The sequence below is a fragment of the Alteromonas pelagimontana genome (genome assembly GCF_002499975.2).
GTDB lineage: Bacteria > Pseudomonadota > Gammaproteobacteria > Enterobacterales > Alteromonadaceae > Alteromonas > Alteromonas pelagimontana.
The window spans coordinates 2,317,909-2,340,703 of sequence record NZ_CP052766.1; the positions used below are offsets into that span (position 1 = coordinate 2,317,909).

Consider the following 22,795-nt stretch of genomic DNA (forward strand, 5'->3'; position numbering starts at 1 on the left):
AAGCCGTTACCGAGACAATGGTTTGAACGTAAAACGTAACTTAAATGTTAAAAAATGTGAAAGCGTGCGGCGGACTAAGAGAATTCTGCCCGGGTGAAAGATAATAGCCTGGGGTTGGGTCCTCTAGTGATACTAATCCACTTAATGGAACTGTTATGCGACTCGATCAACTTGTTACTGCTGTTACCTTACTGTTCGTTTCACTTTCAGCGTTTGCCGAATCTTCTAAAGCGTTGGCCACTGCTCCTGAAAAGGTCTCGTCTTTACTAAATGGAATGGAAATTCCCAATGTCATTGTGAAGGATGCGGAAGGCGCGCCTTTTAGTCTGCAGGCGCTGATCATGCAAAAGCCCTCAATTGTGTTGTTCTACCGCGGCGGCTGGTGCCCTTACTGCAGCCGACAACTTGCAGGATTAAAAGATATTGAGCAGGATTTAGTCAATGCTGGCTACCAGATTTTAGCTATTTCGCCACAATCGCCTGCGCAGTTACAGGAGCAAAAGCTGGAGATTAAAATGGCAGTGAAACTGTTATCCGATGAGTCTCTTGCCGCGGTGACTGGCTTTGGCGTGGGGTACTACCTTGATAGCGCCACCCAAGCCCGTTATCAGGGGCACGGGGTAAGTCTGACCACTGATAGCACAGGAAAAGGCGTTCTGCCGGCGCCCTCGCTGTTTTTTCTCGACACTGCGGGCGTTGTGCAAATGAGCTACGTAAATCCGGATTTCAAAGTACGTCCTTCATCCGAACTGGTATTGGCCATTGCCCAGGCTCTGGCGAAACAGCGATAGACATTGTCTAAGCGTCAGGCGCGAAGACTGCTCGCGCCGCTTCGCTCGCCTTCAACACGCGGATAGCTTACACTCTGGCAAACGCTGAAAAGGAAAAGAAATCAGGCACAATGCAGTCCCTTGCTCATACGCCCATCACTGACTTAAAAGGAGTTGGTGCCAAGGTAGCAGAGAAACTAGCCAAAATTGGGTTAGCCACAGTTCAGGATGTCCTGTTCCACTTACCACTACGCTATGAAGACAGAACGCGAGTCTATGCTCTTGCAGATTGTCGCCCATTTAGCCATGTAAGCATTCAAGGCGAAGTTAAAAAAGCCGACATTCAGTATGGCAAAAAACGAATGCTGGTGGTGAAAGTGTCAGATGGAACCGGCACCATTACGCTACGTTTTTTTCACTTTGGCGCCTTGCAGCGCACCATGCTCTCGCCCGGTAATGAGGTAAGATGTTTTGGCGAAATTCGCGCAGGTAAATTTGGGCTGGAAATGATGCATCCTGAATTTAAGCTGCTGGATGAAGACTATACCACAGTAGAAGAGACGTTAACCCCGGTATATCCCACTACCGAAGGTGTTAAGCAGTTAACACTTCGCAGTCTTTCTGAACAGGGATTAGCGCTATTGGATAAGGGCGCGCTCGCCGATTTGCTGCCTGCAGGCATGTATTCTCAACAAGTCAGCCTTAAAGAAGCGTTACATCTGGTACACCGGCCACCGCCAGATGTGTCAATGCAGTTACTTGAAGAAGGCCAGCACCCTTCCCAGAAGCGTCTTATTCTGGAGGAGTTGCTCGCGCACCATTTAAGTGTGTTAAAGGTGCGGCAACAGTCGGACAAACAGCCGGGAATGAGTATTGCGATGAACCAGCCGCTTATCAATAAATTGCTAACGCAGCTCCCTTTTTCTTTAACTGGCGCGCAGCAGCGCGTGGTGGAAGAAATTCAGCAGGACATGAAGAAAAAGCGGCCTATGATGCGTCTGGTTCAAGGTGATGTTGGCTCGGGAAAAACTCTGGTGGCGGCGATGGCTGCGTTATCAGCTATTGGCGCAGGTTATCAGGTTGCGCTTATGGCACCGACTGAGTTATTAGCTGAGCAACATGCCAACAATTTCCGTGAATGGTTTGCGCCACTGGGAATTGAAGTCGGCTGGCTGGCAGGAAAGCTGAAAGGCAAGACGCGGGAAGAGGTGCTTAAACGGCTGGCAAACGGCGATGTTCAGATGTTAGTGGGTACTCACGCCATTTTTCAGGAACAAGTTTCCTATCAACAGCTTGCCTTAGTTATTGTGGATGAGCAACACCGCTTTGGGGTTCATCAGCGCTTGGCTCTGCGGGAAAAAGGCGAAGTGCAGGGGCGTTTCCCCCATCAACTGATAATGACCGCCACGCCTATTCCGCGCACCCTTGCCATGACTGCCTACGCAGATTTGGATACCTCAGTGATTGATGAACTTCCGCCCGGCAGAACGCCTGTGACTACCGTGGTTATCCCGGATTCACGGCGTACAGATGTCATTGCCAGAGTCTTTGAAGCGTGTAAAAAGAATGGTCGCCAGGCATATTGGGTATGTACACTAATCGATGAATCGGAAGTGCTGGAGTGCCAAGCGGCTGAAGACGCAGCCGTTACGCTTAAAACAGTGTTACCGGAACTTACCATTGGACTGATTCATGGCCGGCTAAAACCGGCAGAAAAGCAATCAGTCATGGCGCAATTTAAGGCTGGCGCCATTGATCTTTTAGTGGCCACAACAGTAATTGAAGTGGGCGTAGATGTACCTAATGCCAGTATTATGATTATTGAAAACCCGGAGCGTTTGGGGTTGGCGCAGTTGCACCAGTTGCGCGGGCGAGTGGGGCGGGGCGCAGTAGAAAGCCAGTGTGTACTGATGTATTCCAGCCCATTGTCCAAAACTGCTACTCAGCGTCTGGCAGTACTGCGGGAATCCAGCGACGGTTTTTATATTGCGCAGCGGGATTTGGAAATCCGCGGGCCTGGAGAGCTCCTGGGCACCCGCCAAACAGGTATGGCAGAGTTACGTATTGCCGATTTGGTGCGAGATGCGCAACTTATCCCTCAGGTCCAACAGATAGCAGAGCGTTTGTGGCAAGAATATCCGAGTCACGCGCAGGCAATCATCAACCGGTGGGTAGGTTATAAGGAGCAGTATGGTCATGCCTGATATTAAATTTTATCTACCATCGGATCTTTGCGTCGAAGATGCTGACATGGGTCGGCAAGTCGCGGCTAAATGGGGATTTGTTACTTCAGACATTGAACCCGAAGGATTGGCACTCACTATTTTCGAACGTCAGGTGCAGCTAAAAGATTATCAAGAACCTAAGCAGCAAGGCATTGTCGCCGATTTTCTTTCCGGAAGCAGCCAATACCGGCAGCAACATGGCGGCGGGAAAAAAGAGCCAATTGCGAAAGCTGTAGGTGTAAAAGGCGATGCATCTTTGCATGTAGTGGATGCCACGCCCGGTTTAGGACGGGATGCATTTGTACTGGCGGCAGTGGGATGTCAGGTTACCATGATAGAGCGATCTGCTGTGGTTGCTGCGATACTTGAAGATGGCTTACGCCGATTGCAGCTTGAAGAACCAACCCTTGCAAGTCGTTTTACTCTGCTTCATGGTAATAGTATTGAAGTTATGCAAAGCTGGAATTCGGCGCAGGTAGACAGCGTTTATCTGGATCCGATGTTTCCGCATAAGAAGAAGTCAGCGCTGGTTAAAAAGGAAATGCGGGTGTTTCAGCAATTGCTGGGTGCCGACAGCGATGCAGATGCGTTGCTTGCGCCGGCGCTGAATCTGGCGCAAAAGCGAGTGGTAGTTAAACGCCCCAATGCAGCTGACGCGCTGGCACAAAAGCCTCCGTCAATGGCTATAGAGAGTAAGAAGCACCGATTCGACGTTTATCTTTGTAATAAATAACAGGAGCAGAATATGATTACAGTTGGAGCCACACTCCCGGAAGTTACCTTCAATGTGTTGGTTAACGGTGAACTGACGAACCCGCGTTCACATCATTTATTTGCTGATAAAAAAGTGGTGTTGTTTGCGGTGCCGGGTGCCTTTACACCGACTTGCTCTGCGGCACACTTACCCGGCTATGTTGCGCTTGCTGACAAGCTGAAGGCCAAAGGCGTGGATGAAATAATGTGTGTGGCGGTTAACGATGCGTTTGTAATGGACGCTTGGAAAAAATCGGCAAACGCAGAAGAAATTACCATGCTTGCAGATGGCAATGCGTATTTTACCAAAGCTATAGGATTGGACATGAACACCGGTGATTTCGGCGGTTTTCGGTCCGTTCGTTATTCGATGTTGGTAATAAACGGTGTGGTTAGAAAACTAAATATTGAAGATCCTGGTCGTTTTGTTGTCAGTGACGCGCAGACAATGCTGGACAGTCTTTAATTAAAATTTAGCCCGATGGGCATCACTCTTTGTTCAAAAACTGAGGGGGTAAAAATAAATACCATTTTTTCAGACACTTAAACGTGAATCTATTTCATTAAATTTCTATTTAAAAAAATGAAAAGCAAATTGTTCTTTGCTATTCTGTAAGCGAACATTTTTAGCCTGTTTCCGGGTGAAGATTAGGCTGTACTTCACAATTCTTTCACCACGAACCCAGCGCCTTTGTTGTCATTCAGGATGATATGACACTTCTTTTTTCGCTGGGCCAGGGAGGGGATTTTTGATGAACAAAAGTCACAAATTTAACGTTTTTCTCATTTCCGGTTCGTTTTCTTCTGATACGCACCCTACTAACGAAAATGTGCAGTTGTTCAAAAATTTGCTAAGAACATGCGGCTATGATGTCACTGAACTGACTTCTATTGAAAATCTGCCTGCGACCTCAAATCAAGATTTAATCTTTTTTGATGCGTCGCAATCAGAGAAGAAGCTGTCTTCATTTTACCGTTACCAGGGCTGTGCCCGGTGGATTATGTTCAATTTACTGCCGGGGGATATTGATGAATGCGAAGCCATTATTGCTGGCGTTGAAGGAACTTTTTATGCTTCGGATTCTCCGGAGTTGTTGTTAAAAGGTCTGCGACGTTTGGCCAAAATGGATGTGTGGTTTAAACGAGGGTCTATTAACGAAGCATTGCGCCGTATGCGGCAACAAAGCCGCAAGCAAAGTGGCGTTAGCAGTATGCGGCCGATGGCGTTGTCATCGGTACACCCTAAGTTAACAAAAAGGGAGATTACCATTATTGAATTGGTATCCAAAGGGTCGCAAAATCAGGAGATAGCCGATCAGTTGCATATCAGCGTAAATACGGTCAAAACTCATATATACAGCATATTTCGCAAAACCCAGTCAAGAAACCGGATAGAGCTCTTATCCTGGTCTCAGGACTATATTTACGAATTACGCTAATCCACCTTTAAAGGCTGTTCCTACGACAGCCTTTTTTTCGCGTTGTGGAACGGGAGTAAGCGCATTTTAATAATAGATAAAGCTTTCCCTCCCTTGGCGCAACGGTATAATTATTAAAGAATTCTTTTCCAGAGGTTACTCGTGATTCATCGTGATGTCATAGTGATTGGCGCGGGGGCTGCCGGTCTGTTCTGTGCGGCGCAAGCTGGTCAAAGAGGACGAAATGTTGAGGTGCTGGATCACGCCAAAAAAGTTGGTCGGAAAATTTTGATGTCTGGCGGCGGACGCTGCAACTTCACTAATATGTATACCACCCCTGAAAACTTCCTTTGCAGCAATCCTCACTTTTGTAAATCTGCTTTAAGCCGCTATACCCAATGGGACTTTGTTGGCTTGGTGGCGCAATACGGCATCGCTTATCACGAAAAAACCTTAGGTCAGCTATTTTGCGATGATTCCGCGACGGATATTGTGAATATGCTGCTTTCTGAATGTGAGAAAGCGCATGTTAAAGTGTCTACACGATGTGAAATTCTAAACGTAGAAAAAAACGAGCAGGGCTTTGTGCTTCAGACGTCATTAGGTGATTACCGTTGTGAATCTTTGGTCATTGCCACCGGCGGGTTAAGTTTACCCAAACTTGGTGCGTCTGCGTTTGGTTATCGTCTGGCAGAGCAGTTTGGGTTAAAAGTGCTGCCCACTCGCGCAGGACTGGTGCCATTCACGCTACAAGATGCTGATAAAGCAACGTTGGCAGAATTAAGCGGAATTGCAGTAGATGTACAAGTCAGTTGTAACAGTTCGTCGTTCCGCGAAAGCATGTTGTTCACTCACCGCGGCTTGAGCGGCCCTGCCATGTTACAGATCTCATCTTTCTGGCAGCCGGGTGATGTTCTTAGTATTAATGCGCAGCCGGAACAGACGATAGCAACAATACTGGAAATTGCTAAAGAAGAGACACCAGAAGCCCTACTTTCCACCGTACTAGGTAAACTCTATCCGAAACGGTTTGTACAAACTTTCATAGCGCTTTATGAATGGAAAAATACGCCAGTAAAGCAGCTAAATGCCAAAGACATCGAGAAAATGGAAGCCAACTTTTCTAATTGGCAAATAAAACCTAATGGCACAGAAGGCTACCGCACGGCAGAGGTAACGTTAGGCGGTGTTGATACCAATGAATTATCTTCGAAAACCATGATGGCCAAGAACGTAGATGGCTTGTTCTTCATCGGCGAAGTGGTGGATGTCACAGGCTGGCTAGGGGGCTTCAATTTCCAGTGGGCCTGGTCTTCTGGCTGGGCTGCTGGGCAATATGTGTAATTTGATCTGAAGTAATTAAAACGAAGACAGAGGAAATTAGAGCGAAGACAATTTGCAGCCTGAATTGTAGAAAAACGACTTAACCATATGATGATCAGTTCTTTTTTCTACAGATTCAAATTAGCTGAACGAAGACAGTTAGGTTTGTAACGTCAATTAGGCCCGAATTCGTTGAGATACCCAGTATTAAGAATCATATCTATTTCCCCAGCTTTTCCTTGCTACAGCATGATCTCTAAAATCAATAACGTTAGTTTCATATTCTGAGATATAGGGCTCTATTCTTTCGCCTAGTCTTATTAATTCTTGGTTATTTCTATCACTCAATAAGTTCTCAATGTGCTGACAAACCTTAGCGAAAACAGCACTCACTCCAGCTTTCCCTAAATCATAAATGGCGTTTTCGATTAGTGGTTTTAAAGAATCGTCACCAGTAGCTTTGACTACTAAAGCGACAAATTCACTAAAAACAGACCCTTCACTGATTTGGCTAGTTGCCCAAACTATCCCGCTATTCTTTCCATCATAAACTGGTAACCCGAATTCCTTTGAGACATTATCTAGCAAGTCCTTAATAGCAAGACTACAGTCCAGTAGTGCTGGAGACATTATCCCGACTTCAGACAATTCCAAACTAACTCCCGTTGTAGTTAGCTCTTTTAAGTCTTCTATGTATGGCATATCAGTTTTTAATTTAATTATACCTACCTCAGTGGCGTTTTCTAAGTAGGTAAATTGTGCAGATTTATATAGTTTGGGCGTGCCATCCAAAATTGGAGAAGGTAGTGCAGTAAGACTCTTTAAATTTCCATCAAGAATAAACGCCTTTAAAAATTTGGTTATTCGAAGATTTAATTTAAAAGGAGGGATTGAGTTACCTTCTATACTTTCAAAAAAAGATTTGGCTTTGACTTTATCTACAGTCTCTTTCAACGCATCAAAGCGACCAAAGTTATTTAAACTCTTCTCGTTAACAGTGTCATTTAACAAGCTTATAAGTATGCTTTTATCTAAGCCAAGGGCATTTACTACGGCATTTATTTGTGAGTTTTCTGCACTGTCTTTGAAGGTGTTGATGTAATCCCGAAAACTGTATCCTTCTACCAACTCGGCATCGCCGCGCTGAAAGTCATGCAAAAACAGTTTCGCATATTTTTGTTCTGTCTGGGTGAGTGATGCAAACGATTTATGCAGCTCGTTAAGCGTTCTTTCGATGCTGGCTTGATCTTTGTGCTGATTCAGTTCTTTTAAATATTTATCAAAGCGACTATTCATATAATCGGCATCGATTTTACCGGTATCAATTTCGGTCAAGTAGCCACTGATATCGTAGGGCACCTCACGACCTCCGGTATTGCTGGTAATGTCAGCGTTGTCGGCTAATTCTTTATAGCGCAGAGCAAGACCTAAGAACGTTTGTTCATCAACGGCCAGCGTTATTTTTCGATCACTATTTTCACCGCAGGTATGAGTAAGCTTATTCCAATGTAAGCCCTGTACCTTAGCGGCCTCTAAATGTTTGTTAAATACTTTAAATAAATCTGCAAATTTTGCGCAGGCCTCAACATCTTCTGGCAGTTTTTCAAAATTTGTCACACCGGCACTAATGAACAACTCGGTAATATCACCGAACAGTTCATTCATTGCTTCTAAGTTACTTTCTAGCCTATCAACAAATAACCCAATGGGTCTGTCGCCAGAGTATAGTTTTACCGCATCGTTAATATATTGCTCCATCGTATGCGGGTAACGATAGTAACGGATAACACCATGAGGCTTATCGGGGCCAAACAATCGATTGGTACGAGAGAAGGCTTGGATGATGTTTTGGTATTTAATTACCTTATCTAAATATAAGACATTCAGCCACTTGGAGTCAAAACCGGTGAGCATTTGGTCTACAACAATCAATAAATCCAACTGTTTTGTAGGATCGGTATGAATACGCTCATAAGGTTTTTTGTGAGCAAGGCGTGCGGCTAGATCTTTCTTAAATGCTGCATGGCGGGCAAAATCAAAATCGTGGCCATAACGCGCATTATAGTCACGCATAATCTCATCCAAGCCATCACCTTTAAATGTTGGCCCTCGGTCGCCACTGCCGTCATTATCAATGTTAGGATCAAACAGTGCTGATACTTTTAAATCAGGCTTAGCAGCCTTTAGCAGACGGTAATAATCAATGGCTTCAGCAATACTGTTAGTAGCCAAAATCGCATGAAACTTATTGCCTTGGCTTAGCACATCCCATTTGTGCAGAATATCTTCTACCACTTTGGCTTGGTGAGTCTCGCTTAGGTACTGACTTTTAGGTACGTAATCTTCAATACCTTTGTGGTATTTACCTGTAGCGTCTTTGTAGCCAGCCATAGGCACTTCATTCATAAAATAATTAAATTTTTTCTTTTTGGCAGGATTATCCATTGCTTCCGCTACAGATCCCGACTTAGCTTGCTCTAGGGCGACAGCCTGCCTTAAGTCACCGTCCCTAAAAGTAGGCACTTTATAGGGATCAAAGCCGAGTACGTTACCATCGCGAATACCATCGGCTATGCTGTAGCGGTGCAACTCATTGCCAAATACGGTACTGGTAGTATTGCCGTTTTTTTCATTTTCTTCTTGGATCGGCGTGCCAGTAAAACCAAAAAACAAGGCGCGGGGAAAGGTGCGTTTAATAATGATCAGCATGTCGCCAAACGTTGAACGGTGCGCCTCGTCAATAATAAATACCAAGCGTTTAGCGCGGATTTTTTCAATATCTGCCGAGTTTGTTGCAGTGCCTTCATCATCCACTTCTTCAAAAATATTACTCATTTTTTGAATAGAGCTAACAATTAGAGTATCGGCTGGGGACGTGCTTTTTAGCTTAGTTACCAATACATGAGTATTTTCGGTCGCTTGTACATCTTCACCATCGCCTGCAAAATTACGGTATTCCGCCAGCGACTGGGTGCCCAACTCGATGCGATCCATCAAAAAAATGACTTTATCGGCATCTTTTGATTGGGCAATGAGCTGTGCTGATTTAAAGCTGGTCATGGTTTTGCCCGAACCTGTGGTATGCCAAACATATCCACCTAGCCTGTCTTTATTATTGGCACTGCCCAGTTGTTGCCAGTTGGTTTTGGCTACCTTATCCGATATCGCATTGGCGGCGTAATACTGATAACTGCGCATCACTTTAAGCACACCATCGGTATCATCGGCAACGGTGTAAAAGCCAATCAACTGGTGCGCCATGGGAATGGATAACAGTGTCGAGGCAATATCTTTCCAATGGTTCATGGGCTCGTTGTTAAAATCGGCCCAATTGAATTGGTAATCTGGGTTAAACTTGCCATCTAGCCCTGGGTTAGCAAAGTATTTGGCCTCATTAGGCTCCATGGCGACAAACACTTGAATGAGTGAAAACAGCCCACTAAAAATACCTTCTTTGGAATACTTTTCGATTTGGTTAACCGCTTGGCTAACTGGCACGCCACTGCGTTTAAGTTCAACATGAATGACCGGCATACCGTTAATCAGTAACAACACATCACCACGTCTGTCATTACGCAGTGGGCTGCCGCGTTCAAATTTCGGCTGCTGGACGATTTGGTAACGGCTTTGACCAGCAGCAATTTCTTGGCGATCATAGATTTTTAGGCTGACTTTTTTGCCAAGATGCAAGGCATCGGCGGGGTTATCGCGCTTAATGGCTACCGTTTTGCCGTTAATTAACCCATTGAGTTTAAGCGGTGTTTTTAGCTCTTTGATCTGCTCAATAATCTGCTGCATTTCCGTTGCCGTCAGCGGCACATCATTTAAGCGGTCTTGCTGGCGATTGTTTTCAAATAAAATGTTCGCCCAGTTTTGCAGTAAGTCCGCTTCGGTTTTGTTTTTGAGTACCTCAGGCTCCCATCCCTTATGAGTAAGCACCTCGATAAAGGCCTGCTCAAATTGTGCTTCGGTTTTAAACGTCGTCATGGTGGTGCTCCCTGCTAAACAAACATTTTGCTCAAGCAGGCTTGCTTGATGTTATTAAGTTTGGTGATTTGTTGTTGGTGTTGATTTATTAGAGCATCAAGTTTTTGGAAGTAGCTGCCGATTTTTTCTTGCTCCAATAAACTGGGCATATATGTTTTTATATCCATAACTTTCGTTTTTGAGATATTGTAACGAGACACACCTTGAGCTAGAAATATCACTTGCTTTCTAAAGGAGCTTGCTCGAAGCATATAAGCTAAGTAAACGCTATCAATCTTTTGCTTTGGTCTATATCCGAAACAAAAGCTATTTAGATAAACGTTTTTAGCTTCGCCCATCCAAATAGAAGACATTCCAACCTCTTCAGGCGTTTCAGAAGAGGTTGTAAAAAAAACATCTCCTTTTACTACTTCGTTTTGACTTTCATCAATCTCTACTGGTTCAACCAAACTTTCATTTGAAATTGCGTTCGCAAATACATTCATATACGTTACAAATCTGGCTTGTCCATGTCCAAAATCATGTTTAGTTTTACCAGCCAACCCTGTAAATGTTTCACCAAACTCACCTAGCGTCCTCTCCTCCCACTCCCCACTAAACCCTTTAAAGCGGATTTCTGGGATGGTTTCGCCTTGTTTGGGGAACATCTTTTCCAGCATGGCTTTTTTGATGTTGCTAAGCTTTTCATGCTTTTGTTGGTGTTGATTGATTAGGCTATCGAGTTTTTGGAAGTGATTTGTTATCGCATTTTGTTCTGCCACATCTGGGATTTTGATAGATCTACTTTTCCAGTCAGAAACATCAAAAACTAATTTTTCAATATCGACCCCATAAGAACTAATGAAAAAAAGCTTGTGTATTTCAGGTCTTTTTGAAATCACAGTCCAAAATTTGGCAGTTATTTCATCACTATCTGTTACGACAAGATACTCATTAGATACAACAGCATTGTCTAAACTCTCTGGTACAATCCCATTGGCACCATGAACAACTTGCCGCTTTGAAATTAAGTAATCACCAGATTTAATCCCAAAATAGTTTTTTACTAATATATCTTTTCCTTTCAGTGAAGCTCTAGCCACAACACCTTCGTTGCGACGCTTCACGGTCACCAATTGATATAATTCGTTATCGAGCAGCTCAACTGGGCGTCTTGTCTCAGCTAAAATACTTCCAATTCCTTTATCTTGCCAATCACCACTAAAGTTCTCGAAGCGAATGTCTGGTGCCTTCGTCTGAATGGTCATCTTAAGCGCCCTTTAATAAGCTAGTAAGTTCAGCTAAGCCTTGCAGATCAAACTCATTACCAGTGAGTTCTCCCATCATGTCGGCCAGCTCGATCTCAGTGGTTTTAATCTCATTCGCCACTTGCGAATAGGTGACGGCGTATTTATCGGCAAGAGCTTGTACTTGGCTGGTCAACTGAGTAATCACGGCATTTGGCATGGCAGCAAGCTCTTGGCTTAACGGTGTGATCCATTTTAGGTGCAGCAATTCATTGACTTGATCATCGGTTAAGCCTTCGATGGTGGTTTTGGTTTTTAAGTGCAACGCGATTTGTGCTTCTTTGACCGCTTTTTTCAGAGCTTTTTCTTCATCGATGAGTTTATTGGCCTTAATGATTTTTGCTTTATAACTTTCCTCTGGCTCAGGGCTGTCGGCTGAGAACTTAGTTTTGGTCTCTTTTTGCTCTTTTAGGAAAGTTTTCGCCGCCTTGGCGACTTCGGCATTGGCAAAGCCGTCTTTGCTTTCTTTTACCGTGTCTTGCTCTTTGTCTTCTTCGCTTAGTGATTCGAGTATTTCTTCCAGCGAGCTGGCGATTTCGACAAGGCGGTTTTCTTGTTTTGCCAGTGCCGCTAGGTCATCTCTCAAGTAGGTTTGTTGTACTAAATCAAATGGCATGATGTGGCCTTTCCAGCCATCTTGTACTTCGGTGTCTTTGCCCTTAACTTTTTTAACCACGATATTGGGGTCAACTTGCTTAGTGGCGGCGAAGCCTTCGGTTTGCATCACTTCCAAATCGGTACTGATAACTTGCCATTGGTTGTTTAGAAATTGATAGGCTTGGTATTTGTCGATGAGGGCAACGCTGCTTAAGCGATTAAATAGTTCAGCGCTTAATTCAGGCTCTTGCTGGTTACGGTTAACATCTTGCCAGCCTTGAATAAGCGTATTGTTTAAATAGTCATCAAAACCAGCAAAAGCTTGGTTATAAGCACTGATAAACTCGATGACTTGTGAGTGCTGGGTAATGGTTGCATTAACGTCTTGTTTAGCAATGGCTAATTCACTGTAGGCGGCAGACTTGGCCACAAACAGCGCATCATGCAACTGCGGGAATGATTGCCAATATTGGTGTAACTGCGCAATTTCGCTATTGGGGATGCCACCTAGCATAGTGGCGTGTAAATCCCAGCTTTCAGCGGCAGGTGACGAGTCTACATAACGCGGAATATTTAAGTTGTAGCCATTGTCGCGCAGGGTTTGCTTACTCACCACTTGCGAGAATTTTTCGATGCTGTCGCGGTTAATGACCGCATCAACAACACGCTTGATGTCACTGGCTTGCAGTTTATTGTTTTTGCCTTCTTTAACAAAGTGCTTGGAGGCATCCACAATCAGTACATCGGTATTTTGCCTTTTTTGTTTGAGCACCAAAATGACGGTAGGAATACCTGTGCCAAAAAAGATGTTAGCCGGTAAGCCGATAATGGCATCGATGTGGTTTTGCTCAATTAATTGCTTGCGAATTTCACCTTCTTCACCGCCACGGAACAACACCCCATGAGGCAAGACAATGGTCATAATGCCATCGGGTTTTAGGTGGTAAAGGTCGTGTAGCAAAAAGGCAAAATCGGCTTTGGTTTTAGGCGCTAAGCCAAAACGCGAATAACGTGGGTCGCTGTCTTTAAAACTTGGGTCCCAAGGTTGCGAGTAAGGCGGGTTAGACACGACCGCATCCACATACAGCGCATGATAAGTACCTTGCGGATCGTTTTCATCAAAGTAGGGCCAATCGTCTTCTAAGGTGTCACCGTTACGGGTTTTGATGTTGCTGGCTTTAATGCCGCGCATGATCAGGTTCATACGGGTCAAGTTATAGGTATTGGCTTTCAGCTCTTGGGCATAATAGGTAATGCTGTCTTTGCTTTTGGCGTATTTTTCGACCGCTTCACCAATATTGATCAGTAACGAACCTGAGCCAGACGTTGGGTCGTAAATCTCGATGGTGTCTTTGTGTTTTAATTCGTGGGCGATGATGTGCGACATCAGTACCGAGACTTCATGCGGCGTGTAGAACTCACCGGCTTTTTTACCGGCATTGGCGGCAAATTTTTCAATCAGGTATTCATAGATGTAACCCAGTACGTCATAGCCTTGCTTACCGTTCATTGGGATACTTTTGATTAAATGCAGTAGGTCACTAATGGCTTTTGTACGCTTACCTGCGCTTTCACCCAGTTTGCTAAGACCCGTTTCGAGTGTGGTGAAAATACCTTCAAACAATTTTTTGTAGGTAGGCGAAATCAAACGGCTAAAGGCGGATAGCGCATCGCGCACGTTAGACTCGTCAAAGTCGAATGCAGGATCAACCCAAGTAGCAAACAAATTATCGTAAGCGATGAAATAACCTAGATTGTCTTGAATGTACTTGACCGTGTCCGCGTCTTCTTCATTGAGGGCTTTAATGTCTTCAGGTGTCATGCCCTCTTTGGTGACAAACTGAACTAACTGGTCGCTCAGGTACTTGTAAAAAATGAAACCTAAGATGTAATCTTTGTATTCGTTAGCTTCGATTTTTGAGCGCATCTGGTTGGCTGATTCCCAGATTTTTGTGGCCAGTTGTTGTTTGTTCATCGTTTACCTTGCTATTGATTCTTATTAATTGCTTAGTTGATGTCATAGCTAAGCTTCAAAAAATTCTTCGTCTATTTTCTTCAGGTACAAGACCTGCTCATCACGGCTGCCGATATTGTATCGCAACATGAGCTTGGCAAGCTCTTTACCGTTAATCAGTACAATTCGATTGCCTAAGTTCTGCGCGGTTTCGATAGCTGATTGAGTGAAGCCGGATGTAGTAATGAAAATGCCTTTTTGCGCCCGTTTGAGATTGAGTGCACCAAAGAAGTCACGGATATCACCGGCACTGACATTATTGCCCTCTGCGTAACGCTTGGCCTGAATGTAGATTTGGTCAACGCCCAGCGGGTCTTGGTCAATTACACCGTCCACGCCGTTATCGCCGGTTTTCCCTAGCGCATGGGCTGCGCCTTCCCCTGTACCGCCATAACCCATGGCGAGTAATAAATCGATAAGCAGTCTTTCAAAAAACTCAGGGGTCACTTTGCGGGTTCTCTGAAGAATGTCTTCCGTAAGTGCTTCATTTATCTTTTTATACGCGGCGCGTAACGCTTCATCGGGAGTAATGTCATCGTCGTCATCGGCAATTTCCTGCGTAGGGAGCACTTCTCCTGATTCATTCGCATCGTCATTGCTCTTTGTTTTAAAGGCAATGAATTCGTCAAACTGCTTCAGGTACGCGTTATTGATAGGGCTGTTACTTTGAACGGCCTGTATGCCGCGCTCTGTAATGATAAAGTGTGCCCGGCGGGTGGCTTCGAGCAGCCCAGCCTTGGTCAAATAGGTACGTGCCCAACCTATGCGATTATCAATCACGAGTTGTCTACCACTGGGGAGGGTTTCACTGCGTTCTTCTTCGGTGAGCTGAAAGTGGTCGGCCAGGGCATTAATCACATCCCGAAGCTTTATTTCATTCTCGCCTTGTTGCTTTGCTTGATAGGCAATTTCCAAAAAAGGGCGCATAAACTGCTGGTAGTTGGGTATCACTGATACATCCTTTTGCTCTTGTTGATACCGCCTATTCGACGCGTTGAACCGTTAAATGAGGCGTACCTTTTGTTCTTTTTGTAGGACAGGTCGTCCAAGACCATCGCCTATCTTACACAATTTACGCAATTTAACGAGTGATTGTAGGCGTGTTACCGGTCAATTCACCGTATTTATTCAATCGCCATTTTTATAAAAATTGATATAAGAAGTCTTAAAAACGACAGCAAGGTTAAAAGCCAATATATTATGTTTTCATTGTTTCTTTATAAAACAAGGCGTTGTCTTTTTAATATCAAAAAATGCGATTTTTATAAAAAATTACGATTTTTGACAGGAAGCGTAATTTTCGTATATTATTGTTTTATAAAGATAAATTTGATCTTCGGATTAATTTTGTCTACGCTATTCCTGATTCAATAACGGATAGCTAAAATGCAAAATCAATTCTCAATACTCGCTTTAATCTTTTCCCTGAACTTTCATTTCTCGAGATAAATTCATGGGAAAGAAATTCAAAGGTTGCACGTTAGCGCGGCAAGACGGTTGGTATAAATCGCATCGCGAAAGCTTTGAGTCAGGGCGAGTGTATGAGCCGTTCTTGCGCACTGATGATGTGCCGAGTCATGGTGTTAAAAGTAAAGTGCCACATTTTCGCGATACCACGCGGTTAGTACATGTACTCTCACTCAACGAGCTGTGGATGTACCTGCATCTGGCCAATAACCCTTTTGTCATTGATGTCTATGAGCAATACGCCATTCCGCTCGACACATCGTTAGCTATTGCTGACATGCTTGAAGTGAAGCATCCCGTCTACGCTGATACGCGTGTACCTATCATCCAAACCATTGATTTTATGGCGCGTATGATGAATCCAGAAATTGGTGAGGAGTGCTTAAAAGCCTTTCCGGTGAAGCAGCCGGAGGACGCTCAAAAGCTGAGAACCGCTGAGAAGCTCGCGTTGCAAGAAGGCTATTGCCGCCTCGAAGACATTGAATATGAGTTAATCACAAGCGACGTGCTGCGTACTGTACATAGCCAAAACTTAGATACGTTGTACCGACATCGTGATTTACCTGTGTTTCTCGAGCGCGTGGCCAATCGTTGGCTGCCGAACTTTTTCGGCGCGTTGTCTGATGACCGGCATGCTAGAGCGGCCCACCTGGTTGAGCGAGCAAGTCTCGCGACTGGCGTGAATTACGACACCGGCATATCGATTTTCTATAACGCGCTGTGGCACAAGCAAATCCGCTTCAATTGGTCGCAGTACTTACGCTTGGAAAAAGCCGCATCGGATTTGGGGTTAGGTGCGCATGCTGCCTAGTACCATTGTGTCCGCACCGTTACTTGAAGTGAACCGTGTTGTGGTGCGCGAAGATGACAGTCACGCCTTTACATTAGGGGATAAGACCCTTGTTGAAGATATGCTCCTCGTGCAAGTCGATGTGGGGCTTGATGAGGCCTTTGCCATCAACATCGAGTCGACGCCCAAAATGCCCATTCGACTGCCGTATCAAGCCCTCTTACACGCCATTAATGGAGGTGGTCTTGATGTCGTGGATATGGCCTGGGATGACAAAGTCATGCGAGTGTTCGACCAATTAACCCACAGTGAGCAAGCGAGAGCGCAATCCCGCTACGCGTTAATTGCCCCGCTCATTGATGATTTAGAGGCCGTGATCCGAAACAGTCACGGAGACGGTGCATTTCAGAGGGTGATTGCAGCCAGCGGTCGCTCGAAACAATATGTGTATGACTGCTTCTGTGGGTATTTATTCTATGGTCAACGCCGTACGGCGTTGGCTTTACCGATAGGTAAAAATATCTTTCATAAAGCCAAAACGTCCCGAGACATCAGAGTAAAACAAGGCCGACCCAATCAGTTCGTGGCACGAGGAAAAATCCTTGATGAGTACGATTTCAAGGCCTTTGCATGGGCACTTAAAAAATACCAAAGTCGTAATGGGCCCTCCTTGGAGCGTGTGTTTCTCGACATGTTGGGCAAGTTCTACTTTGCATCACGCACTCGCACCGCGACCGCGCTTACTACTGGCAGTAGCCGTTTTCATGTAGAGCTCAAACCACGTACTGAGCGCCCTACCATCGCGCAATTTACGTATTGGGTAAAAAAGCAATGCGGCGGTAACTTACCGAAGCGTGACCGCAGGCGACGTAACCCGATTGAGCATAGCAAAGATTTAGCAGGCCGTGCTGGTGACGCGTTTGGTACGGATGATGGTTTTGGTAAAACCTTTGAGCTGGATGAAACCCCATTCGATGAAGAAGCGGTATCGCAATTTGACGAAACCCGTCAAACCAAGATAGGAAAACCCACCTTATATTTTGTGGTGGACCGCTTCTCGCGCTACATCACCGGGCTGTATATCACCACAGAAGCACCGTCGTTTAAAACGGTGCGCCAGGCTGTGTTTAATGCTGCAATAAACAAAGATAAATTTTTAGAAGAGTATGGTTTTGAGCCTGGTGAAGTGAAGTGGGAATTCCACGGCATTCCGACGACTCTGTTTGTGGATAACGCGGAATTCCGCAATCGCAAATCAGAAGCCGCAGTGAGCGATTTAGCGATGAAAGTACAGTTCGCCAGACGCGGACGCGGCGATGATAAACCCCATGTGGAGCAACTGTTTCGCGTATTCTCGCTCTGGTTTAAAGGCTTAAGTAAAGGCCAGCAATCTAAATCGCTAGCCGATATCGCAGCACAATTAGCGCGTAAACACGCGTCACTCAATCTCACCGAGCTCTACATCATCGCCATTATTTACATTAACTATCACAACAACCATCGGCGACTCAAAGACTATCAATATTGCAAAGAAATGTTGATGGATGACGTAGCGCCGATCCCCGCCAAATTGTGTGAATGGGGGCAGCGGTATCGACCTGGTCATACCCTAAAATATGATGAACGGGATCTCTATCGGGCGTTACTGCCGGTGGCCTTGGTGTCGGTACATCAGCGGGGTATTTACTTTGCTGATGTGGGGCTTTGGTACAACTGTGAGTACGTGCTCGAAAGTGGGCTTCAAGACAAGCTCGTCAGTCGTAATCGCGTCGTAAAGTTGCGTGCTCGCTACAACGAGAACTTAGTCGATGTCATCTTTCTTGAAACTGATAATGGACTTAAGCCAGCAACGCTTGATGTGCGCTGCCAGGCTTTTCAAGGGCTCTCATGTTATGAAGCGACATTACAGCGAAAATCCATGGCACGAAATGATGAACTAGCAAAAGATGATGAAATAGAGTTTGCACTAGGCGTGTCGCAGGCCATGCAACGCATCTTAAAAAATGCTCAGAAAGAAAAGCAGCCGGGCGTCATGCCTTCAACGGCAACACTTAAAGATAATCGGAAATTAGAAGCGATTTTGAATCGCTATGCCGACATCAATAAGTTTCTCGCTGCTGTACAGCTAGATCACGTGCAGATTGAGCCTAACGCGCTGCCTGAGAAACCGGACGGTAAAAATATTTACGATGAATTCGAGGAAGATGATGATGCCTAAGCGTCGCCCTATTACAGTTGCAAAAGCGCACTATACCCCGTCTGATGTGGCGATGTATGCGGGTAATCCGCTGATTGAAGCATTGCAACCCCGGCTAGGCTCTAAACTGTTACGCCAACGTTTGACAGTGAAGCCCAACAGCCCGGATGTGGGGCACTTAAGTGTAGGCGAGCGCGAAGAGCATATACATACGCTGTTCGACATACGTTTGTTATCGCAGCAGCATTTAGACTTGTACTACGACATGTATTCCATGATTCGGTATGGCTATGTGCATCGCAACCCCGTACGGGCGGAAGTGGTCGCCTGGAGCTATGACATCGCCGACCCGAACGTTGAGCAAGAAGAGGTGACGCAGCCATTGCTAAACGATGCGTCGGCACCGACGGTGGCTGAAGCGTTATTTTTGACGGGCTTTTCGGGTAATGGCAAGTCAACGATGACCGAACATCTGCTGCTCAACCTCTTTCCACAAGTCATTGAGCATACTGTCGCTGACTTTGATGAACCACAAGTGGTGTACCTAAAGGTGGATATGCCCCACAACGCGTCGCGGGGCGGGTTGATCTCTCGCTTACTTACTGAGTTAGATCGGGTGCTGGCAGCAACGTCCTATGGCGATCCGCGTTATCGCGACGTGATCAAAAAGAAAAATGGCGACCATATTAAGCTCGATGCGATGGTGGAAGTGCTTATCACGGCGTGTAATCGCCACCATCTCGGGCTTATTGTCATCGATGAGTTTCAAAACATGAAAGTCGCGTCACTGCGCTACCGCAATGAGATGCTTCAGTTATTCGATGAGCTTGCGAATCAGCTTTTCATTCCCTCTATTAAAATCGGCACACCTGACACATTGATGATATTTGATAACGCCCGGCATAAGCGCCGCCTAGGCAAACCGTTTGAGTTAAATCGGTTAAACGAGCCTAAAACCTGGGAGCGCTTATTGACGATGCTGTATGACTTTCAGCCGCTGGCCCACCCCATTACGCGAGATGACAAGATTGACGCCGTATTATTGCACTTAACCGCAGCAGTTCCGGCGTTTGTATTGGGGCTTTGGGAAGCGACGCTTATCAAAGCCATACGTACAGGCAAAGAGAAAATGTCGGTTACGCTGATTAAACAAGCGTGTCGAGAACGCTTTCCGCTGTTGAGTACCGCCACGCGCAATATCCATCATAACCGCAGAGGGGGCTATGCCGATTTACTGACGGTGCAACAGTACTTAGCAGAAGATAACAACGCGTTGGCGCTCAAGCATTTAAATCAGTTTGCTGAAAAAACGGAGGTAAAAGGCGAAGCGGCCAGTGATGTGATTAAGGACATTGATAGTTCGTTTAATACTGCTGAGCTCAATGCGAAGGAGCGCAACAAGCTCCTGGATATTAAGAAAAAGCTGGTTGAAAAAAGTCAGGCGGTATTAGGTCCACAGACTATTGAGCATAAAGCCACATGAGGTGGTTATCGCTTTACCCGGGTGAACATATCTACAGTGGCCTCATACGCTATCGCATGCGTATGGGGCAAGGTGTCATGAGTGATAAGCGATTCTTTGCACACAATCATTTGCCGTATCAGTGGTTTCGTTCGCAAGTGCCGCTTAATCACCTCATGCGCGAGACGCTGGATAGCATTGCACCGAAGTCTGATGAGCAGTTCACTTTGAGGCTGAATCATACACCGTTTGCACCCTGGTTATTGTCATTGCTCGACGGCATGGCCCCGCAAGAGCTAAAAGCGGCAAATCATCGCCCCAACACCGAAGAAAACCCGTTTCAAGTGGACCGGCGCTGGAAGTATTGCCCTAAGTGCACACAGGCGCAAAAAGCCAAATGGGGGGTGAGCTACTGGCGTGCCGCTCATCAATTACCCGGGGCACTTGTCTGCGATGAACATGGCTCGCCACTGCATAGTCATGATGCACTGCGTTATCTAAATTTCACGTTGCCTGATAAATGGGAAGGCACCAGCACCCCCGTCCCAATGGTGGATGCATGGCAAGTCAGTTGGCAGCCGTTTATTTACGCTATCGCACGTCGCCTTCAATGCCAACCAACGTGGGGCGTTGAACTCCGCGACAGTATCTACGAAGTCTTGAAACTATCGAAACCTCTTCGACGAGGTGATCGCACGGTCGTGAATGCCCTGTTTGCGCAAATGCGCAACGATTTAGGCGAGTCGTGCCTGGCCGGGCTATTTACCGCGTATGCCCGGCAGTTTACCCGCCCGACGAACGTATTGTGGATCACGCTCTCGCCTTTCGGGCAGTCAAAGGGTCTGCGCCATCCGTTGTATTGGCTGGCTATTGTGTTTTGGCTAAGGGAACAGCTACCCGCACTCAAGGATGAGTATGAAAACGGTGTCACTACAACCTTATGAAACACTGTTTAGCTGGCTAAGCCGCACGCACATCCGCTACGGTGTGGGGCCCGTGGCTCGCACGTATCACGCATTGCTAGGCAAAACCAAGATGCGGCTGCACCCGTATCTTCCGCAGGGGCTTAGGGATTTTTCAGCGCTCACCGAAAAAAGTACGAGCACATTACTCTCACAGCATACGCTGTATCCGCTGTTTCGCTTTTTTCATGCCGATGAGCAAGGGCGTCTTAAACATACGCTACTGACCGGTGAGGGCTCTTCGACCCATGCGGCAAACATTCCTCATGCCCGACTACATATCCCGTTACATCACAAATACCGTCCACTGTGCGCCCGTGAACAGCGTCAGAGGCTGGGTTTTGCCTATTTTGATATCAGGCACCAACTCCCCGGCCTTATCGCCTGTGAGCGCCACCAGATCACTTTGACCGGTGTGCTGTGTGGAGATGGAGCGCTAGATAGTGCCATTGCCCTACCACAAGAGAAATCCCCGGTATCGTCTGTGTCAGCAGTCACAACAGCCTTCAGTCAATTCTGTGTCGCGGTTAGCGAGCAGTGCAGTACCTCCACCGCCTTGATGCAGCCCTACCAGATGGATAACTATCGCCACCTCCTTGACAGAAAAGGCTATCTGACTCGCCACCACCAACTGCGCTTACAGCAAGTAAAGCAGGCCCTAGGGGCGCGTTATGAGACGTTGCAACTCGATAGTGGCACCGAATCTCTGCGTGATTATGCGTTTTTAGGGCCGCTGCTGCGCCAGCGGACAGGGTATCCAGCGCATCCCTTGAAACACCTTCTTCTCGGGTTTTGGCTCTTTGATGGTGCGTCAACAGGATATCTAAAGACTATTACACCGGTTGAGCAACAGTCGCTGGCGCTGGCGGATACCGCCAGTCTGGAGGCTAAAACGCTGGCGTTACTCAAACAACAGGTGAGTTTTGCCACGATTGCGAAACGCTTGGGTAAATCACGGTGTTATGTACGGCGTATCGCTCAGCTCAACCAGGTAAGCTATCGGCACAATGCCCTGATGTTCGATGCCCGCGTGCGGCATCGTGTGATCATTCAAGCCTTGTTAGGGCGTCATCGACGTACCATCGCCAACAACCTCGGCGTGGGAATGGGTTATGTGGAGCAAGTGATTGCAAATACCCGGGGGCTTCGTCAATGGCGACAAGTCCTCACCCACAAGCATAAACGCGTAAAGGCGATCTATGTGATTAAGCAGGCGCGAATAGCCCATCCTGATTGGCTGCAAAAGGATATCAAGCAACAGGAAAGCCAGGCGTTTTTCTACCTGTATCACCATGATCGGGAAGCGCTCAAACAGTGTCTGCCACCCCGTCGAGCGCCGACTCCGCCGCCTTTTGATTGGGCCAAAGAAGATATGCGGCTGATCGCAGCGCTCAAGCAGCTTACTGCGCCGTACCCGCAGTCGCTAAGTGCCGCAGGCAGAGCGATAAGCGACAACGGGCACTTACGGAAAAACCTGACCAAGTTGCCGCGTACCCATGCGCAACTTGTTGCATATCAAATTATTGATAAATAATAGTTTTGTG

15 protein-coding genes are annotated in these 22,795 nt (G+C 46.2%); 11 read left to right on the top strand and 4 right to left on the bottom strand.

From position 1 onward, the window contains the following. The first annotated feature begins 155 nt into the window (after positions 1-155). The 6 genes from CA267_RS10315 to CA267_RS10340 all read left to right on the top strand — a co-directional run bounded on the left by CA267_RS10315 (position 156) and on the right by CA267_RS10340 (position 6,510). On the top strand, positions 156-791 hold the full coding sequence (locus CA267_RS10315; RefSeq protein WP_075607560.1) for a peroxiredoxin-like family protein: 636 nt from the start codon (positions 156-158) through the stop codon (positions 789-791). Positions 792-865: 74 nt separating this feature from the next. Next, positions 866-2,974: an ATP-dependent DNA helicase RecG gene (gene recG, locus CA267_RS10320; RefSeq protein WP_321174027.1), complete on the top strand. Its 2,109-nt coding sequence runs from the start codon at positions 866-868 to the stop codon at positions 2,972-2,974. After that, positions 2,967-3,728 (top strand): class I SAM-dependent methyltransferase, encoded by a 762-nt coding sequence (locus CA267_RS10325; RefSeq protein WP_075609903.1) that lies wholly within the window; start codon positions 2,967-2,969, stop codon positions 3,726-3,728. The genes recG and CA267_RS10325 overlap by 8 nt, the downstream gene beginning before the upstream one ends. A 12-nt stretch (positions 3,729-3,740) precedes the next feature. Further along, positions 3,741-4,214, top strand: coding sequence for a peroxiredoxin (locus CA267_RS10330; protein ID WP_075607558.1), 474 nt, complete (start codon positions 3,741-3,743; stop codon positions 4,212-4,214). 286 nt (positions 4,215-4,500) lie between these two features. Then, positions 4,501-5,187, top strand: coding sequence for a helix-turn-helix transcriptional regulator (locus CA267_RS10335; protein WP_075607557.1), 687 nt, complete (start codon positions 4,501-4,503; stop codon positions 5,185-5,187). A 141-nt stretch (positions 5,188-5,328) separates the two neighbouring features. Further along, positions 5,329-6,510 (top strand): BaiN/RdsA family NAD(P)/FAD-dependent oxidoreductase, encoded by a 1,182-nt coding sequence (locus CA267_RS10340; RefSeq protein ID WP_075607556.1) that lies wholly within the window; start codon positions 5,329-5,331, stop codon positions 6,508-6,510. 186 nt (positions 6,511-6,696) lie between these two features. Here CA267_RS10340 and CA267_RS10345 read toward each other — a convergent pair whose 3' ends face one another. Genes CA267_RS10345 through CA267_RS10360 form a run of 4 tightly spaced genes read right to left on the bottom strand, consistent with a single transcriptional unit; the run spans position 6,697 to position 15,324 of the window. Next, positions 6,697-10,476: a type I restriction endonuclease subunit R, EcoR124 family gene (locus CA267_RS10345; protein WP_075607555.1), complete on the bottom strand. Its 3,780-nt coding sequence runs from the start codon at positions 10,474-10,476 to the stop codon at positions 6,697-6,699. A 14-nt stretch (positions 10,477-10,490) separates the two neighbouring features. Then, entirely contained in the window at positions 10,491-11,723 is a 1,233-nt protein-coding gene (locus CA267_RS10350; RefSeq protein ID WP_075607554.1) for a restriction endonuclease subunit S, read from the bottom strand. 1 nt (position 11,724) lies between these two features. Continuing rightward, positions 11,725-14,334, bottom strand: coding sequence for a type I restriction-modification system subunit M (locus tag CA267_RS10355; protein WP_075607553.1), 2,610 nt, complete (start codon positions 14,332-14,334; stop codon positions 11,725-11,727). Between the two features lie 48 nt (positions 14,335-14,382). Next, entirely contained in the window at positions 14,383-15,324 is a 942-nt protein-coding gene (locus CA267_RS10360) for a restriction endonuclease (protein ID WP_075607552.1), read from the bottom strand. Positions 15,325-15,826: 502 nt separating this feature from the next. On the opposite strand from CA267_RS10360, the gene CA267_RS10365 reads away from it, so the two are divergent. Genes CA267_RS10365 through CA267_RS10385 form a run of 5 tightly spaced genes read left to right on the top strand, consistent with a single transcriptional unit; the run spans position 15,827 to position 22,785 of the window. Continuing rightward, the gene (locus tag CA267_RS10365) at positions 15,827-16,651 is read left to right on the top strand and encodes a TnsA endonuclease N-terminal domain-containing protein (RefSeq protein ID WP_075607551.1); all 825 of its coding nucleotides are present in this window, start codon (positions 15,827-15,829) and stop codon (positions 16,649-16,651) included. Further along, positions 16,641-18,848: an integrase catalytic domain-containing protein gene (locus tag CA267_RS10370; protein ID WP_075607550.1), complete on the top strand. Its 2,208-nt coding sequence runs from the start codon at positions 16,641-16,643 to the stop codon at positions 18,846-18,848. Before CA267_RS10365 ends, CA267_RS10370 begins: the two co-directional genes overlap by 11 nt. Next, on the top strand, positions 18,835-20,310 hold the full coding sequence (locus CA267_RS10375; RefSeq protein ID WP_170669050.1) for an AAA family ATPase: 1,476 nt from the start codon (positions 18,835-18,837) through the stop codon (positions 20,308-20,310). Before CA267_RS10370 ends, CA267_RS10375 begins: the two co-directional genes overlap by 14 nt. Further along, the gene (locus tag CA267_RS10380) at positions 20,307-21,233 is read left to right on the top strand and encodes a TniQ family protein (protein WP_075607548.1); all 927 of its coding nucleotides are present in this window, start codon (positions 20,307-20,309) and stop codon (positions 21,231-21,233) included. Before CA267_RS10375 ends, CA267_RS10380 begins: the two co-directional genes overlap by 4 nt. Continuing rightward, entirely contained in the window at positions 21,205-22,785 is a 1,581-nt protein-coding gene (locus tag CA267_RS10385) for a TnsD family Tn7-like transposition protein (protein ID WP_075607547.1), read from the top strand. The genes CA267_RS10380 and CA267_RS10385 overlap by 29 nt, the downstream gene beginning before the upstream one ends. Positions 22,786-22,795: the final 10 nt, after the last annotated feature.

What these genes read in the sequence shown, in the direction of transcription:
- CA267_RS10315 (WP_075607560.1), top strand. Translation starts at nt 156, where the DNA reads ATGCGACTCGATCAACTTGTTACTGCTGTTACCTTACTGTTCGTTTCA.
- CA267_RS10325 (WP_075609903.1), top strand. Translation starts at nt 2,967, where the DNA reads ATGCCTGATATTAAATTTTATCTACCATCGGATCTTTGCGTCGAAGAT.
- CA267_RS10330 (WP_075607558.1), top strand. Translation starts at nt 3,741, where the DNA reads ATGATTACAGTTGGAGCCACACTCCCGGAAGTTACCTTCAATGTGTTG.
- CA267_RS10335 (WP_075607557.1), top strand. Translation starts at nt 4,501, where the DNA reads ATGAACAAAAGTCACAAATTTAACGTTTTTCTCATTTCCGGTTCGTTT.
- CA267_RS10345 (WP_075607555.1), bottom strand. Translation starts at nt 10,476, where the DNA reads ATGACGACGTTTAAAACCGAAGCACAATTTGAGCAGGCCTTTATCGAG.
- CA267_RS10350 (WP_075607554.1), bottom strand. Translation starts at nt 11,723, where the DNA reads ATGACCATTCAGACGAAGGCACCAGACATTCGCTTCGAGAACTTTAGT.
- CA267_RS10355 (WP_075607553.1), bottom strand. Translation starts at nt 14,334, where the DNA reads ATGAACAAACAACAACTGGCCACAAAAATCTGGGAATCAGCCAACCAG.
- CA267_RS10365 (WP_075607551.1), top strand. Translation starts at nt 15,827, where the DNA reads ATGGGAAAGAAATTCAAAGGTTGCACGTTAGCGCGGCAAGACGGTTGG.
- CA267_RS10370 (WP_075607550.1), top strand. Translation starts at nt 16,641, where the DNA reads ATGCTGCCTAGTACCATTGTGTCCGCACCGTTACTTGAAGTGAACCGT.
- CA267_RS10375 (WP_170669050.1), top strand. Translation starts at nt 18,835, where the DNA reads ATGATGATGCCTAAGCGTCGCCCTATTACAGTTGCAAAAGCGCACTAT.
- CA267_RS10380 (WP_075607548.1), top strand. Translation starts at nt 20,307, where the DNA reads ATGAGGTGGTTATCGCTTTACCCGGGTGAACATATCTACAGTGGCCTC.
- CA267_RS10385 (WP_075607547.1), top strand. Translation starts at nt 21,205, where the DNA reads ATGAAAACGGTGTCACTACAACCTTATGAAACACTGTTTAGCTGGCTA.